General features: G+C 70.8%; 19 protein-coding genes. 16 read left to right on the top strand and 3 right to left on the bottom strand.

What is annotated here, in order from left to right:
• Position 1: 1 nt before the first annotated feature.
• Positions 2-985, top strand: coding sequence for an aldo/keto reductase (locus GPA03_RS19995; RefSeq protein WP_156253832.1), 984 nt, complete (start codon positions 2-4; stop codon positions 983-985).
• A 16-nt stretch (positions 986-1,001) separates the two neighbouring features.
• Here GPA03_RS19995 and GPA03_RS19990 read toward each other — a convergent pair whose 3' ends face one another.
• Together GPA03_RS19990 and GPA03_RS19985 are read right to left on the bottom strand one after the other, a co-directional pair.
• Entirely contained in the window at positions 1,002-1,361 is a 360-nt protein-coding gene (locus tag GPA03_RS19990; RefSeq protein WP_156253831.1) for a VOC family protein, read from the bottom strand.
• A 135-nt stretch (positions 1,362-1,496) separates the two neighbouring features.
• Entirely contained in the window at positions 1,497-1,994 is a 498-nt protein-coding gene (locus tag GPA03_RS19985; RefSeq protein ID WP_156253830.1) for a winged helix-turn-helix transcriptional regulator, read from the bottom strand.
• A gap of 75 nt (positions 1,995-2,069) precedes the next feature.
• Between GPA03_RS19985 and GPA03_RS19980 the strand changes: the two genes are divergently transcribed.
• The 5 genes from GPA03_RS19980 to GPA03_RS19960 are packed head-to-tail and all read left to right on the top strand — an operon-like array spanning position 2,070 to position 5,852.
• Positions 2,070-2,630 carry a dihydrofolate reductase family protein gene (locus GPA03_RS19980; RefSeq protein WP_156253829.1) on the top strand — a complete coding sequence of 187 codons (561 nt, stop codon included), beginning with the start codon at positions 2,070-2,072 and terminating at the stop codon, positions 2,628-2,630.
• On the top strand, positions 2,627-3,250 hold the full coding sequence (locus tag GPA03_RS19975) for a dihydrofolate reductase family protein (RefSeq protein WP_156253828.1): 624 nt from the start codon (positions 2,627-2,629) through the stop codon (positions 3,248-3,250). The genes GPA03_RS19980 and GPA03_RS19975 overlap by 4 nt, the downstream gene beginning before the upstream one ends.
• The gene (locus GPA03_RS19970) at positions 3,247-4,035 is read left to right on the top strand and encodes an alpha/beta fold hydrolase (protein WP_162458446.1); all 789 of its coding nucleotides are present in this window, start codon (positions 3,247-3,249) and stop codon (positions 4,033-4,035) included. Before GPA03_RS19975 ends, GPA03_RS19970 begins: the two co-directional genes overlap by 4 nt.
• The gene (locus GPA03_RS19965) at positions 4,032-4,814 is read left to right on the top strand and encodes an alpha/beta fold hydrolase (RefSeq protein ID WP_156253826.1); all 783 of its coding nucleotides are present in this window, start codon (positions 4,032-4,034) and stop codon (positions 4,812-4,814) included. The genes GPA03_RS19970 and GPA03_RS19965 overlap by 4 nt, the downstream gene beginning before the upstream one ends.
• Before the next feature lie 9 nt (positions 4,815-4,823).
• Complete coding sequence (locus GPA03_RS19960) at positions 4,824-5,852, top strand: NAD(P)-dependent alcohol dehydrogenase (protein WP_241681406.1); 1,029 nt, start codon at positions 4,824-4,826, stop codon at positions 5,850-5,852.
• On the opposite strand, the gene GPA03_RS19955 is transcribed toward GPA03_RS19960, so the two are convergent.
• Positions 5,849-6,442 (bottom strand): TetR/AcrR family transcriptional regulator, encoded by a 594-nt coding sequence (locus GPA03_RS19955; protein ID WP_156253825.1) that lies wholly within the window; start codon positions 6,440-6,442, stop codon positions 5,849-5,851. The two genes, GPA03_RS19960 and GPA03_RS19955, sit on opposite strands and share 4 nt — an antisense overlap.
• Positions 6,443-6,512: 70 nt before the next feature.
• Here GPA03_RS19955 and GPA03_RS19950 point away from each other — a divergent pair, with 70 nt between their 5' ends.
• The 10 genes from GPA03_RS19950 to GPA03_RS22485 are packed head-to-tail and all read left to right on the top strand — an operon-like array spanning position 6,513 to position 14,058.
• Positions 6,513-8,048, top strand: coding sequence for an MFS transporter (locus tag GPA03_RS19950; protein ID WP_156253824.1), 1,536 nt, complete (start codon positions 6,513-6,515; stop codon positions 8,046-8,048).
• A complete protein-coding gene (locus GPA03_RS19945; protein WP_156253823.1) occupies positions 8,045-9,472 on the top strand; it encodes an amidohydrolase family protein in 1,428 nt (475 codons plus the stop codon). Before GPA03_RS19950 ends, GPA03_RS19945 begins: the two co-directional genes overlap by 4 nt.
• Positions 9,473-9,521: 49 nt before the next feature.
• The gene (locus tag GPA03_RS19940) at positions 9,522-9,713 is read left to right on the top strand and encodes a hypothetical protein (protein ID WP_156253822.1); all 192 of its coding nucleotides are present in this window, start codon (positions 9,522-9,524) and stop codon (positions 9,711-9,713) included.
• 38 nt (positions 9,714-9,751) lie between these two features.
• Entirely contained in the window at positions 9,752-10,054 is a 303-nt protein-coding gene (locus GPA03_RS19935; protein ID WP_156253821.1) for a type II toxin-antitoxin system Phd/YefM family antitoxin, read from the top strand.
• On the top strand, positions 10,054-10,464 hold the full coding sequence (locus GPA03_RS19930; protein ID WP_156253820.1) for a type II toxin-antitoxin system VapC family toxin: 411 nt from the start codon (positions 10,054-10,056) through the stop codon (positions 10,462-10,464). Before GPA03_RS19935 ends, GPA03_RS19930 begins: the two co-directional genes overlap by 1 nt.
• A gap of 47 nt (positions 10,465-10,511) precedes the next feature.
• Positions 10,512-11,993 (top strand): purine-cytosine permease family protein, encoded by a 1,482-nt coding sequence (locus GPA03_RS19925; protein ID WP_156253819.1) that lies wholly within the window; start codon positions 10,512-10,514, stop codon positions 11,991-11,993.
• Positions 11,990-12,520 carry a cysteine hydrolase family protein gene (locus GPA03_RS19920; RefSeq protein WP_241681405.1) on the top strand — a complete coding sequence of 177 codons (531 nt, stop codon included), beginning with the start codon at positions 11,990-11,992 and terminating at the stop codon, positions 12,518-12,520. Before GPA03_RS19925 ends, GPA03_RS19920 begins: the two co-directional genes overlap by 4 nt.
• A gap of 58 nt (positions 12,521-12,578) precedes the next feature.
• Positions 12,579-13,055, top strand: coding sequence for an SRPBCC family protein (locus tag GPA03_RS19915; protein WP_156253818.1), 477 nt, complete (start codon positions 12,579-12,581; stop codon positions 13,053-13,055).
• Positions 13,052-13,780 (top strand): DMT family transporter, encoded by a 729-nt coding sequence (locus tag GPA03_RS22490; protein ID WP_162458445.1) that lies wholly within the window; start codon positions 13,052-13,054, stop codon positions 13,778-13,780. The genes GPA03_RS19915 and GPA03_RS22490 overlap by 4 nt, the downstream gene beginning before the upstream one ends.
• On the top strand, positions 13,702-14,058 hold the full coding sequence (locus GPA03_RS22485) for an EamA family transporter (protein ID WP_162458444.1): 357 nt from the start codon (positions 13,702-13,704) through the stop codon (positions 14,056-14,058). The genes GPA03_RS22490 and GPA03_RS22485 overlap by 79 nt, the downstream gene beginning before the upstream one ends.
• Positions 14,059-14,088 lie beyond the last annotated feature (30 nt).

Here is a 14,088-nt window from a genome sequence, read left to right as displayed (position 1 = left end):
CATGCGCTACACGACCATCGGCGAGGGCGAGCGGGCTCTCGAGGTCTCGACGCTCGCGCTCGGCGCGATGTACTTCGGCACCAGGACCGACGAGGCCACCTCGTTCGCGATCCTCGACCGATTCCTCGAGGCCGGCGGCACCTTCATCGACACGGCGAACAACTACAACGCCTGGGTCGGCGGCCACGGCCGTGAGAGCGAGGACGTGATCGGCCGATGGCTCGCCGCCAGGGGCACCCGCAACCAGGTCACGATCGCCACGAAGCTGGGCGCGGCACAGAAGGACCGGAGCAAGCCGCTGTCCTCGACGCCACCGCACAACTACCAGGGCCTGAGCGCGCAGGTCGTCGACCGTGAGGCCCGCGAGAGCCTCCGGCACCTCGGCGTCGACCGGATCGATGTCCTCTACGGCCACGTGGACGACCGGGACACCCCGATCCCTGAGACCGTCGGCGCCTTCGGCAAGCTCCAGGCGGAGGGCCTCGTGGAGCTGTCCGGCATCTCGAACGTCGCCACCTGGCGGCTCGCGGAGGCGCACGCCGAGGCGAGGCGACAAGGGGTGGCGCCGTACGCCGTCGTGCAGCAACGCCATTCCTACCTCTACCCGCCGCCGGTGCCCCCGCGCACGAACTGGGTGAACGCCGACCTCCTCGACTACGCGGCCGCGGGCGGCGTGGACGGCCGCACGAACGTCACGGTCGTCGCGTACTCGCCGTTGGAGCAGGGCGCCCTGGCTCGGGACGACAAGCCGCTCTTCGGGGGCAGCGACAGCGCCGGTTCGCGTGCGCGGATCCGCGAGCTGCGGGCGGTCGCGCAGGAGCTGGGAGCGACGCCGTCGCAGGTGGCGCTGGCCTGGCTGATGGGCGGCGAGGCGCCGGCGCTCCCCGTGATCGGGCCGAGCTCGCTCGACCAGCTCGAGGACCTCCTGGGCGCGGCGGATCTCGATCTCCCGGCAGAGATCCGGGAACGCCTCGACGCCGTCTGACACGGCGAGGCGCAGCTCAGCCCTGGACGAGGTCCAGCTCGTTGCCCTCCGGGTCGCACATCCGGACCCAGCGGAGCTCGCCGAGCGTCTCCTCGCCCAGTCGCTGGGCGCCGAGCGCGACCAGCCGGTCGACCTCGAGGTCCAGGTCCGCGACGTGCAGGTCGAGGTGCATCCGGTTCTTGCCCTGCTTGGCCTCCGCCACCCGCTGCAGGAGCAGCGTCGGTCTGGAGTCGCCCTCCGGGGGAAGCAGCACCTCGAACGGCCCGACCGCGCCTGCGCGCCGATAGCGCAGCGCCGCCGCCCAGAAGTCGGCGAGACCGGCGGGGTCGGTGGCGTCGAGCACGATCGTGAGCTCGACGACGGCGCTGTCGTTCATGCGCCCACCTCACCACGGGTCGGGGTGCTCGCGCAGCGCGTCGCGCGAGGCGTGGTTGCACCACAGTCGTGGCCAGATGCGCGATCTCACCCGTTCCGGGCGGGATCCGGCCATCTGGGCACGAGTCTGGTGCAGCTAGTTCTCGGCGCGGGCCACCTCGGCGAGGTAGGCCTCGGTGAGGTGGGCGAGAACGGACCGGGCGCCGTCGGGCCTGGCCTTCCCGAGGTGGAGCTCACGGAGCTCGTCCATGAAGTCCTCCCACAGCGCGGGACCACCGCGCTCGAGCAGCTCGGCGCGGATCGAGAGCTCGCGCGAGACCGGCAGGTGCCGCCGCCCCCAGCTGCCGAGCGCCGCCATCACCGGCACGAGCTGGATGCCGGGCTCGGCGAGGCTGTAGACGACCTTCTGCTTGTGGCTCGGGTCGGGTGCGCGGGTGATGAGCCCGGCCTCGACCAGCCGCTGCAGGCGGTCGGCGAGGATGTTGGAGGCGATGCCCTCCTCGGAGCTGGTGAGAAGCTCGCGGAAGTGGCGGCGGTTCCCGAACGTCATGTCACGGATCACCAGCAGGGACCACTTGTCACCGATCACCTCGAGCGAGAGGTTGATCGGGCACCCTGAACGTTTCTCCGCCATACCGGTTGCATCCTACAACTACTCCGCGGTAGCGTCGGAGTGGTTGCAGATCGCAACCAGCAATCGAGGAGAACAATGCTCATCTACTCAGCGACCGGCTCGCTCGACGGCTACTTCGCCGAGCCCGACGGCTCCTTCGACTTCGCCTTCCCCGACGAGGAGCTGCACACCTTCGTCAACGAGGTCCACGCCACCATCGGCACCCTGCTCATCGGCCGCCGCAGCTACGAGCTGATGGAGCCGTGGGACACGATGGACATCGAGACCGCCGACCCGGCCGAGGCACAGTTCGCCCGACAGTGGCGCGAGACCGACAAGGTCGTCTACTCCTCGACCCTGCCCGAGGTCACGTTCCCGCGCACCCGGCTCGAGCGGACCTTCGACCCCGACGCGGTCGCCGAGCTGAAGGCCAGCAGCGATCGGGACCTGGGCATCGGCGGTCCCGAGCTGGCGGGGGCGGCCTTCGCGGCCGGTCTCGTCGACGAGGTCTGGACCTTCCTGGTCCCGACCGTGATCGGCAGCGGCGCGCCGATGTTCGCGGGCGGTCACCGCATCGACCTCGAGCTGATCGACCAGCACCGTTTCGGCAACGGGACGGTGGGGATGCACTACCGCGTGAACGGAACCCGGTCATGACCGTTGTCGCCACCATGTCCATCTCGCTGGACAACGTCGGGACGGGCCTGCACCAGACCGAGGAGCGGCCTTTCGGGGACGTCCCGGAGGGTGCGCTGCACCGTTGGATGTTTGACACCCCCGAGGAGAACCAGGCCGAGATCGATGCGATCCTCGGCGCCGGGGCCTACATCATGGGCCGCAACATGTTCGGCCCGGTCCGCGGTGAGTGGGATCGTGACTGGCGCGGCTGGTGGGGCCCGAACCCGCCGTACCACGCGCCGGTCTTCGTGCTCACGCACTACCCGCACCCCTCGATCGAGATGGACGGCGGCACCACTTTCCACTTCGTCACCGACGGCATCCACGCCGCTCTCGACCGCGCCCGTGACGTCGCCGGCGACCGCGACATCCACATCGCCGGTGGCCCGACCACCACCAACGCCTACCTCGCCGCGGGCCTCGTGGACGAGCTCGCGCTGCAGATCTCGCCGGTCGTGCTCGGCAAGGGGATCCGACTGCTCGACGGCGTGGGCCGTCTCGATCTCGAGCCCATCGCGGTGCGGCCGGCATCGCTGACCACGCACGCGCGGTATCGAGTGCACTACCCGGACCTCGCCGAGAGGCAGGCAGACCGGTGACGTCGGTGCAGACCACCGCCGGCGCCACCCTCGCCTATGCCGATGTGGGCTCCGGGCCGCCGGTGCTCGCGCTGCACGGCGCGTACTCGGCGCACCAGGAGATCCGCGGGTTCCTCGACCCGGTGCTGGCGCACTGCCGGCGGGTGTACCCCGACCTCCCGGGGATGGGTTCCTCGACCGCGACTGGCATCGAGTCGGCGACGGCGGCCCTCGACGCGCTCGACGAGCTCGTGACCGCCGTGCTCGGCGACGAGCCGTTCACCCTGGTCGGCCACTCCTTCGGCGCGCACCTGGCCCGTGGTCTGGCCGCCCGCCGCCCGGTGCAGGTCCGAGGGCTCGCGCTGCTGTGCCCGATGGTCTCGACCGACCACCACATGGAGCCCGCGGTGGTCGTGGCCGACGACGGGTCCGCCACCTCGCTGCCGCCAGAGCTCGCCGAGGCCTACACCGGATACTTCGTGGTCCAGACGGCGGCCACGCTTGCCCGCTTCCACGAGGCCGTCGCCCCCGTGCTGGGTCACTGGGACGAGCAGGCGGTGGAGCGACTGATGACCGACGACACGCTCGACCTGGCGGCCGAGTACACCAACCCCGTTCTCGTCATGACCGCCCGGCAGGACGCCTGGGTGGGATACCGGCAGCACACCGGCCTGCTCGCCGCGTACCCGCACGCGACATCGGTGGTCGTCGCCGACGCCGGTCACGCGCTGCCGCACGAGCGCCCGGAAGCGGTCGGAGCCGCGCTCCGGCTCTGGCACGCCACAGCCACGCGGCCCGCGGCATGACGATCGAGGGCACCCAGATCCGCCTGCGCGGGCACGACCTCTGGTTCGCCGACCTCGGCGATGCTGCGGCCGCCCCGCTGGTGCTGCTGCATCCCGGTGGCGTCGATGCACGGGCGTTCGCGCCCGACTTGGAGGCACTGGGCGCCCACTTCCGGCTGCTGCTTCCCGAGCGCCGCGGGCATGGCCACGTCGCCGACGACGACCAGCCACTGTCCTTCGAGACCGACGCGGCGGACACGATCGCCCTCGTCGAGGAGGTCGTGGGCGGCAAGGTCCGGCTGCTCGGGTACAGCGACGGCGGGGTCGTCGGGCTGCGGGTCGCCGCTCGACGCCCCGATCTGGTCGAGCGGTTCGCGATGGTCGCGGCGCCGTTCCACCGCGACGGCTGGGCGGACGGCGTGCTCGAGGAGCTCGATGCAGAGCCCCAAGCCGTCCTGGCCGAGTCCTACGGCGAGGTCTCACCGGAGGGTGCCGCGCACTACCCCACCCTCGCCCGCAAGCTGGCCGAGCTGCACCGCCGGGAACCGCAGATGACCACGCACGAGCTCAGCGCCGTCGAGGTTCGCACCCTCGTGATGATCGCCGACGACGACGAGGTCACCATCGAGCACGCCACCGCCGCGGCCCGGGCGCTGCCCCGAGCAGAGCTCGCGGTCGTACCGGGCACCTCCCACGGGCTGCTCTGGGAGAAACCCGACCTGTGCCACGCGCTCCTGCTCGACTTCCTGCTCGGCGAACCACCTCGGCTGCTCGCGCCGCGCCGCCGCCGCCCCTCGTAGGCTGCTGCGGTGGTCACCTCAGCCCCCGTCCCCCCGACCATGCGAGCCGCGTTCCTCGACGGGCCGCAGCGGATCGAGATCCGTGAGACCCTCACGCCGCAGCCCGGTCCGTTCGAGGTGCTGGTCCGGCCGACATCGGTCGGGCTGTGCGGCTCCGACGTGCACTTCTGGCAGCACGGCCGCGTCGGGGACCTGGTTGTCACCGAGCCGCTGATCCTCGGGCACGAGGTCGCGGGTGTGATCGCCGCCGTCGGGCAGGGCGTCGACCCGGCGCGCATCGGCGAACGCGTCGCGGTCGACCCGCAGCGACCCTGCCGCCGCTGCGGCTACTGCCTCGGCGGGCAGTACAACCTGTGCCGCGACGTCGAGTTCCCCTCCGCTCCCCCGGTCCACGGGGCGTTCGCCGACTACATCGCCGTCCCCGCCGACTTCGCGTTCGAGCTCCCCGAGGGCATGTCCGACGACGAAGCCGCGCTCCTGGAGCCGCTCAGCGTGGGCATCGCAGCCGTCCGCAAGGCGGGCGTGGTGCCCGGCTCACGCGTGCTCGTCACCGGCGCCGGCCCGATCGGGGTGCTGACGGCGGCCGCCGCGGCCGCGTTCGGCGCCACCGAGGTGGTCGTGTCCGACCCGCTCGGGAGCCGCCGCGCGGTGGCGCTCGCGCACGGCGCGACCGCCGTGCTCGACCCGACCGTGGAGCCGGTGCCCGAGGAGCACTTCCACGCGCTCGTCGACGCCTCGGGTGCACCACGAGCCATCGACGCCGGCATCCGGGCGCTGCGTGCGGGCGGCACGGCCGTCATGGTCGGTATGGGCTCGGACCGCATCGAGCTCGACCTGTTCCGGGTGCAGAGCCGCGAGCTGCGCCTCGAGGGCCTGTTCCGGTACGTCGACACCTGGCCGACGGCGATCGCCCTGGTGAGCTCGGGCCGGGTGAGGGTCGCGGACCTGGTGACCGCCGCCGTCGGGCTCGACGACCTCGACGCCGCGATGCGGCGCAACGGCGATGCCGACGTCATGAAGATCGTTGTCAGGGTCTAGCTCGCGCCCGACTCGCACCCCCCTCGGTCGCCGGTCAGGACGAGGGACCTCAGGGCGCGGCTGAAGTCGGCGGCCGAGGGCGTCGCCTCCGGCTCGATCAGCCACTGCAGCGCGGTGCCCGTGATGATGGCCAGCACCAGCGATCCGAGCCGACGCCCGCTCTCGTCGACCTCGGCAGTCTCCACCCCCTGCAGCATCGCCCCGATGCTCTCGCGGCTTCTCTCGTAGGTATCGGCGAGCTGCCGTCTGACCTCGGGGACGAACTCGGCCTCGGCGAACGCCTGGGCACTGGCCACGAGCGTCGCACGTTGCTCGACCGAGCCCTCGAGAAAGCCCGCGAGGAACCGCTCGAACCGATCGAGCGGGTCGCCGCCGGCGTCGACACCGACCTCCTCGATCGCGGCTCCCCACTCCTCGAACGAGTCGAGGACAGCTGCGTTCATCAGCGCCTCCTTCGATCCGAAGTGATAGCCGATGGCGGCGAGGTTCGCACCGGACGCCGCCGTGATGTCACGGGCGGTGGTGCGCGAGTAGCCCTTCTCGACTATGCATCGCTTCGCTCCGGCGAGGAGGTCTTGACGTTGGCCCATGCCCCGATGCTACTTCATGTTGATACACGCGTCTTGTACACGCGTATTAGACGTGTGTACAGTGACGGGCATGCACTCGATCACTGCTCCTCGCGCATCGACGCGGGACTGGGTCGGCATGGCCGTCCTGGTCCTGCCTGCCCTGCTCGCCTCCATGGACCTGTCCGTGCTGTTCATGGCATCGCCGTGGATCAGCGCCGACCTGGCGCCGACCGCCAGTCAGCACCTGTGGATCATGGATATCTACGGCTTCGTGATGGCCGGCCTGCTCATCACCATGGGCAGCGTCGGCGACCGGATCGGGCGGCGCAGGCTGCTGCTCATCGGCGCCGTCGCCTTCAGCGCAGCCTCGCTGCTGGCAGCGTTTGCGTCCAGCCCCGAGACACTCATCGCCGCCCGCGCGCTCCTCGGTCTGGGCGGTGCGACGCTCGCGCCGTCGACCCTCTCCCTCATCCGCGGGATGTTTCTGGACGAGAACCAGCGCCGCACCGCGGTCGGCATCTGGACCGGCGCCTTCACCGGCGGGATCGCCGTCGGGCCCATCGTCGGCGGGCTGCTGCTGGAGCATTTCTGGTGGGGATCGGTGTTCCTCATCAACCTCCCGGTGATGCTCCTGCTGCTGGTGGTGGCGCCGATCGTCATCCGCGAGTCCCGCGACCCGAGGCCCGGACGGTTCGACCTGATCGGGGCGGCGCTGTCGCTGACGGCGATCCTGGCCGTCATCTACGGGATCAAGGGGATCGCCGAGAACGGCCCGGACGGTACCTCCATCACCGCGATCGCGGCCGGCATCCTCGTGTCCGGACTCTTCGTGGTGCGGCAGCGCACAACGGCCAGCCCCATGATCGACGTCAGCCTGTTCGCCCGCCCGGCGTTCAGCGGGTCGATCATCGCCAACGCGATCGTCGTGTTCGCCACCGCGGGCATGGGCCTGCTCTCGGTGACGTTCATGCAGACCGTGCTCGGCTTCGCCCCTGTCGCGGCCGCGCTCTGGATGCTGCCCACGGTCGCGGGCAGCTTCATCGGCGTCGCCATCGCCTCCCTCCTCGCACGCACAATCCCTCCCGCACGGCTGGTCACGCTGGGTCTGCTGGTCGCCGCCACCGGTTTCGCCCTCGTCAGCCTCGTCACCCCGGACTCACCTGTCGGCCTCCTGGTCGCCGCCTACAGCGTGCTGACCCTCGGTGTCGGCATGACCGCCACGATGGTCACCTCGCTCGTGCTCACCACTGCCCCGCCCGAGAAGGCCGGCGCCGCCTCGGCGCTCGCCGAGACGAGCAGCGAGTTCGGCGGCGCGCTCGGCATCGCCATCCTGGGCACCCTCGCTGGCACGGCCTACCGGAGCACGATGGCGGCCGACCCGGTGCTGGGCGCCGAGGAGGCCGCCGACACGATCGGTGCAGCGGTCGCGATCGCGCAGGAGCTGCCGCCCGAGATCGCCGAGCGGCTGCTCCACGCGGCGTTCGACGCGTACACGCACGGGTTCGCAGTCTCGGCGGTCGTCGGCGCCGTGGTGCTCACGGCAGCCGCCGTCGGTGCCGGGTTCACCCTCCGCAAGGTCACCACCAAGCAGGTCACCGAGGGTCGGGAAGCAGTGACGCAATGAGCCATTCCCCAGTCCGGTCTCCGAGGGCCCAGGCGTACGTCGGCGCCAGCGTGATCGATGCCACGGGTGCCCCACCTCGACCCGACCAGACCCTGGTCGTCATCGACCGGACGATCGCGGCAGTGGGTCCGTCGAGCCAGGTGCCGATTCCTCACGGCGCCACCGTTCATGACATCCGGGGCAAGTACGTCATCCCCGGTCTCACCGACATGCACGTGCACAGCGAGTCCGAGACCGATGACCCACGGCACTTCGCCAGCCTCTACATCGCCAACGGCGTCACCGCCGTCCGTGAGATGTGGGGCAGGCCCGGCCTGCACCGGATCCGCCGGATGATCGACTCCGGCCGACTGCTCGGACCACGGATGACGATCGCGAGCCCGCTCCTCGACGGTGAACCCGCCTTGTGGTCCGACGTCCCGGAGTCCCCGGTCGTCACCGTCAGCTCGCCGGAGCAGGCCCGCCGTGCCGTGCCGCAGGCGATCGATGGCGGCGCGGACTTCATCAAGGTGTACTCCCGGCTCGGCCCTGAGGCCTACCGCGCGATCCTCGCCGAGTCCCAGCGTCGAGGGATCGCCGTGGCCGGCCACCGGTCCGACCGTATGCCGTTCCTCGAGCAGCTCGAGTCGGGCCAGCGGTCCTTCGAGCACATGTTCGGTGGGATCTGGCCGGCCGCGTCGTCGGACGTGGACAGGCTCGAGGCGGCGATGGCGCGGATCCAGACCACTCCGCAGTTCCACCTCGGCAGCTGGATCCAGCAGGTCAGCCGGATCGAGTGGGACGCCCTCGCGAGCCACAGCTCCACCAGGGCGACATCGATCCTCGAACGGATGGTGGCCGCCGATGTGGCCTACACGCCCACGCTCGCGGTGCACGCCTTCATCGACCGTCCCGGGGCCATCCGTGCAGACGACCCCCGCATGCAGTACATGGCCCCCGGCACGCCCGACTCCTGGGACTTCCTCCGTACGCACATCTACTGCGGGGGCGGCCGATCGAAGGAAGAGGCCGACCAGCATCGCGACCTGAACAGGTGGCGGCTCGCGACCGTGGCTGCGATGGACGAGGCCGGGGTGCGGCTGCTCGCCGGCACGGACTCCGTCGGCCCCGGTCTGTTCCCCGGCTTCAGCCTGCATGACGAGCTCGAGCTGCTCGTGTCGGCCGGTCTGACCCCTCTGCGTGCTCTGCAGTGCGCCACGCTGGAACCGGCCAGGTTCCTGGGTCGCGAGCAGCAGGCGGGCACGGTCGAGCATGGTCGTGTGGCCGATCTCGTGATCCTGGACGCCGACCCGCTGGACGACATCCGGAACACCCGATCGATCCACGCCGTCGTGGTCGACGGCCGCCACGTCGGTCAGGCCGAGCGTCAGGAGCTGCTCGCGACCGCGCGCCGGATTGCCGGAGGTGAGCCCGGAGAGGTGTGATTGCGCAAGGGCGCGGGGGCGAAGACCACTCGCCAACACGGGTCGGGTTGTGCCACGCTCCCGCCATGACAGGGGCCACATCCGGTACGTCGACACCTGGCCGACGGCGATCGCCCTGGTGAGCTCGGGCCGGGTGAGGGTCGCGGACCTGGTGACCGCCGCCGTCGGGCTCGACGACCTCGATGCCGCGATGCGGCGCAACGGCGACCCGGACGTCATGAAGATCGTGATCCACCCCTGATCTTTGTACATCTATGTACATAGATGTACAATTGACTGATGGCAACGATGAGCGTCAGCGAGGCGAGGGCGGAGCTGCCCGCCGTGCTCGATCGGGTGGCCGCGGGCGAAGAGATCACGATCACGCGGCACGGAGCTCCAGTCGCCGTCGTGGTACACCCGGATGTACTCCGGCGGCGCGGACGCGCCGATCTCGCGTTCGCGATGGCAGAGAAGATCCGCGTCGAGATGGAGGAAGCCCGGCGGCGGCCACTCTCGCTGTCGGATCCAGCAGCGCTCGATCCGGAGTACGCAGAGGAGCTGGTCGCGGACATCCGCCGTGGCCGGGACAGTCGGCCCTGATGGTCGACGCCTTCGACTCCGACGTCCTGATCTACGCGGCTGTGGGCCACGACCTCGGCCATGGCGTCAAGCGGATGTTCGAGAGGCTGGACCACCCGAGGCAGCGTGTGGGCATCGGTTCGGTGATGTTGCTCCCTGAGGTACTCAGCAAGCCGCTGCGCGATCAGCAGGCTGCCCAGCACGTCAAGCTCCAAGGCATGCTGTCACGGCTCGAGCTGCATCCGGCGGATCAGCAGATCGCTTTGCTGGCGACCTCCTTGGGTGCGACGTATCGCCTGCGCGCGGCCGACGCGATTCACCTCGCCACCGCTGTCGCCGGCGGCGCGGATCGGTTCATCACGAACAACCGCTCGGACTTCACCGCCGAGATCACCGAGATCGACGTCGTCTACCCGGATCAGCTGGCCTAGGCCGTGAGCCCTCGCCAACAGAACCGTGTGTGTGCCACGCTCCCGCCATGACAGACACGACGTCTGCACCCGAGGGCACGGCCGCCGTCGGGCAGGACACCCGCATCGAGACCACCGGCATCGAGATCGTCACGCCGGACAAACGGACCGCGCAGCCGCGCGACCTGTTCTGGCCGTGGTTCGCCGCGAACATCTCGGTGTTCGGCGTCAGCTACGCCTCGTTCGTGTACGGGTTCGGCGTCAGCTTCGGCCAGGCGGCGATCGTCACGGTCATCGGGATCACGCTGAGCTTCCTGGCGTGCGGCATCATCGCCCTCGCCGGCAAACGGGGCTCGGCGCCCACGATGATCCTGTCGCGCGCCTCGTTCGGGGTGGCGGGCCAGAAGGTGCCCGGCGTGTTCTCCTACCTGATCTCGATGGGGTGGGAGACCTTCCTCGCGATCATGGCGGTGCTCGCCACGGCCACGATCTTCACGCGGCTGGAGTGGGGCGGCGGCACCACCACCAAGGTCCTGGCCATGCTCGTGGTCGCGGCGCTGATCGTGGGCGCCTCGGTCGCCGGGTACCACCTGATCATGAAGCTGCAGTCGGTGCTCACCTGGGTCACCGGCGCGGTCACGCTCGCCTACATCGTGCTGACGATCGGCGAGATCGACCTCGGTACCGCCGCTGCGATCCCGGCCGGCTCGGGTCAGGCGATGGTGGGCGCGCTCGTCATGGTGCTCACCGGCTTCGGGCTCGGCTGGGTCAATATCGCCGCCGACTGGTCGCGCTACCAGCGCCGCGACGCGAGTGGCGGTGCGATCGTCTTCTGGAACACCTTCGGCGGCGCGATCGCCCCGATCCTGCTGGTGCTCTACGGGCTCGCGCTCATCGGCACCCGGCCCGACCTCATGGACGGGATCTCCGCCGACCCGATCGGCACGCTCGCCACGCTGCTGCCCACCTGGTTCCTGGTGCCGTTCCTGGTGGCGGCCGTGCTCGCCCTGGTCTCCGGTGCCGTGCTCGGCATCTACTCCTCGGGCCTGACGCTGCTGAGCCTCGGCCTGCGGGTCAAGCGCCCGGTCGCCGCAGCGATCGACGGCGCCATCCTCACCGTCGGCGCGATCTGGGTGGTGTTCTTCGCGCAGGACTTCCTCGGCCCGTTCCAGTCGTTCCTCATCACGCTCGGGGTCCCGATCGCTGCGTGGGCCGGGATCGCGATGGCGGACACCCTGCTGCGCCGCCGCGACTACGACGACACGGCGCTGTTCGACCGCCGCGGCCGCTACGGCAGCTGGAACTGGACCTCGATCGCGCTGATGGCGGTCGCGTCCGTGATCGGCTGGGGCCTGGTGATCAACAACTTCGCCGACGCCGCACCGTGGAACAACTGGCAGGGCTACCTGCTCGGCCCGCTGGGCCTCGGCGGCCGGGACGGCGACTGGGCGTGGGCGAACCTCGGCGTGCTGTTCGCGCTGCTCATCGGGTTCCTCGGCTACCTGCTGCTGCAGCGCGGCGCGGTGCGCCGTCAGGAGGCCGGCTCGTGAGCGCGGCTCCCTGGCTGGTGGTGATCGACCACCAGCGCGTCTTCGCCGACCCAGCCTCCGCCTGGGGCTCGCCGATGTTCGCCGCGACCGTGCCCGTGGTCGCGGAGCTCGCGCGCGAGCACGGCGATCGCGTCATCACCACCCGCTGGGTGCCGGCGGCCGGCCCCGAGCGGATCGGCTCCTGGGTCGACTACTTCCAGGCCTGGCCGTTCGCCGACAAGCCCGCCGACGACCCGCTGTTCGACCTCGTCCCCTCCGCCCGGGCGCTCGCCGCGCCGCACGTGCTCACCCGGCCCACGTTCGGCAAGTGGGGCGTCGAGCTCGAGGCGATCACCGGACCGGGGCCGCGGATCACGCTGGTCGGGGTGTCGACCGACTGCTGCGTGATCTCGACCGCTCTCGCGGCCGCCGACGGCGGGGCGAGCGTTCGCGTGGTCGCGTCCGGTTGTGCGGGGTCGACTCTCGAGGCGCACGAGAACGCCCTGGCCGTGATGCGCCTGTACGCGCCGCAGATCGAGGTCGTCTGAGCCGCCGATCTCAGCACGGCCGGCACTGGTAGAAGCGCCCCTGACCTACCGTGTGTCCATGCCCGTCGTCGAGTCCAGCGTCGTCGTCCCCGTCGATCCGGCGACGGCCTTCGCGGTGTCGCAGACGACCGGACCCACGCGGCTGCGCTGGGATCCCTTCATCCGGCACCAGCATTTCCTCGACGGCGCGACGAGCCCCGCGAAGGGGGTGCGCACGATGACGAAGCACACCTCGGGCATACGGATGGTGAGCGAGTACGTCTCCTACGCCCCGCCGTCGAACGTGGGCATGACCATGGTGACCGGTCCGTGGTTCTTCGCCGCGTTGGCCGGCGGGTGGCGGTTCAAGGCGTCCGACGGCGGCACCCTCGCCACCTGGAAGTACAGCTTCAGGTGCCGGCCGGCCTGGCTCGCCCCGCTCGCCGAACGGATCGGCGCCCGCGTGCTCAAGCGCGAGATCGATCGCCGCATCGAGGGATTCGCACGAGGCTGCACCGACCCCCAGGTGCTCGCCGCCGTGCGTCCCACGGCATGAGCTCGGCGGAGCGGGCCACGCCCGGCGCCACCGACCGCCGCACCGGCGCGGGCATGGTGCTCGCGCTGGTCTCAGCGCTCGTGTTCGGGACCTCCGGGGCGTTCGCCAAGGGGCTGCTGGACGCGGGCTGGACCCCGGCGGCAGCGGTCACCGCCCGGGCGACGATCGCCGCGGTGCTGCTGGCCGTCCCGGCATGCCTGGCACTGCGGGGTCGCTGGCGGCTGCTGCTCACCGGCTGGCGCACGGTCCTGCTCTTCGGGGTGGTCGCGGTGGGGGTCACCCAGCTCGCCTACTTCCAGGCCGTGCAGCACGTCTCGGTCGGGGTGGCGCTGCTGCTCGAGTACCTCGGCGTGCTGCTGGTGGTGCTCTGGCTGTGGCTGCGCCACGGGCAACGGCCCCGCCCGCTGACGATCGGCGGCGGCGCGGTCGCGCTGCTCGGCCTCGTCGGCGTGCTCGACCTGATCAGCGGCGCCAGCGTCAACCTGATCGGCGTCGCCTGGGGGCTCGTGGCCGCGATCGGGCTGGCGACGTACTTCGTCGTCTCTGCCGACGACCGCACCTCGATCCCGCCACTCGCGCTCGCGGCGGCGGGCTTGCTGACGGGGCGGTCGCGCTCGGTCTCGTCGGAGCGATCGGCATCCTGCCCATGCGCGCCACCACCGCTGACGTCACGCTCGCCGGGCACGCGGTGCCGTGGTGGGCGCTCGTCGGCGCGCTCGGGCTGATCTCGACCGCCATCGCCTACAGCACGGGGGTCGGCGCCGCACGCGCGCTCGGCTCGAAGGTCGCCTCGTTCGTGGGCCTGACCGAGGTGCTGTTCGCGATCCTCATCGCCTGGGCGCTGCTCGGCCAGCTCCCCCGGCCCGTCCAGCTGGTGGGCGGGGTACTCATCCTGATCGGCGTGATCGCCGTCAAGGCCGATGAACGCTCTCAGGTGGCCGATCTCGCCGTCGAGCCGGAACCTCCCGATCCGACCCTTGACGGCGACCGCAGCGCTGTGTAAGCATCTTCTTACGTAAGAAGTTGCTTACCT

This window comes from Pseudactinotalea terrae, assembly GCF_009733845.1.
GTDB lineage: Bacteria > Actinomycetota > Actinomycetes > Actinomycetales > Beutenbergiaceae > Pseudactinotalea > Pseudactinotalea terrae.
Note: the sequence above shows the minus strand (reverse complement) of the source record. Positions and strands in the feature narration are given on the sequence as shown.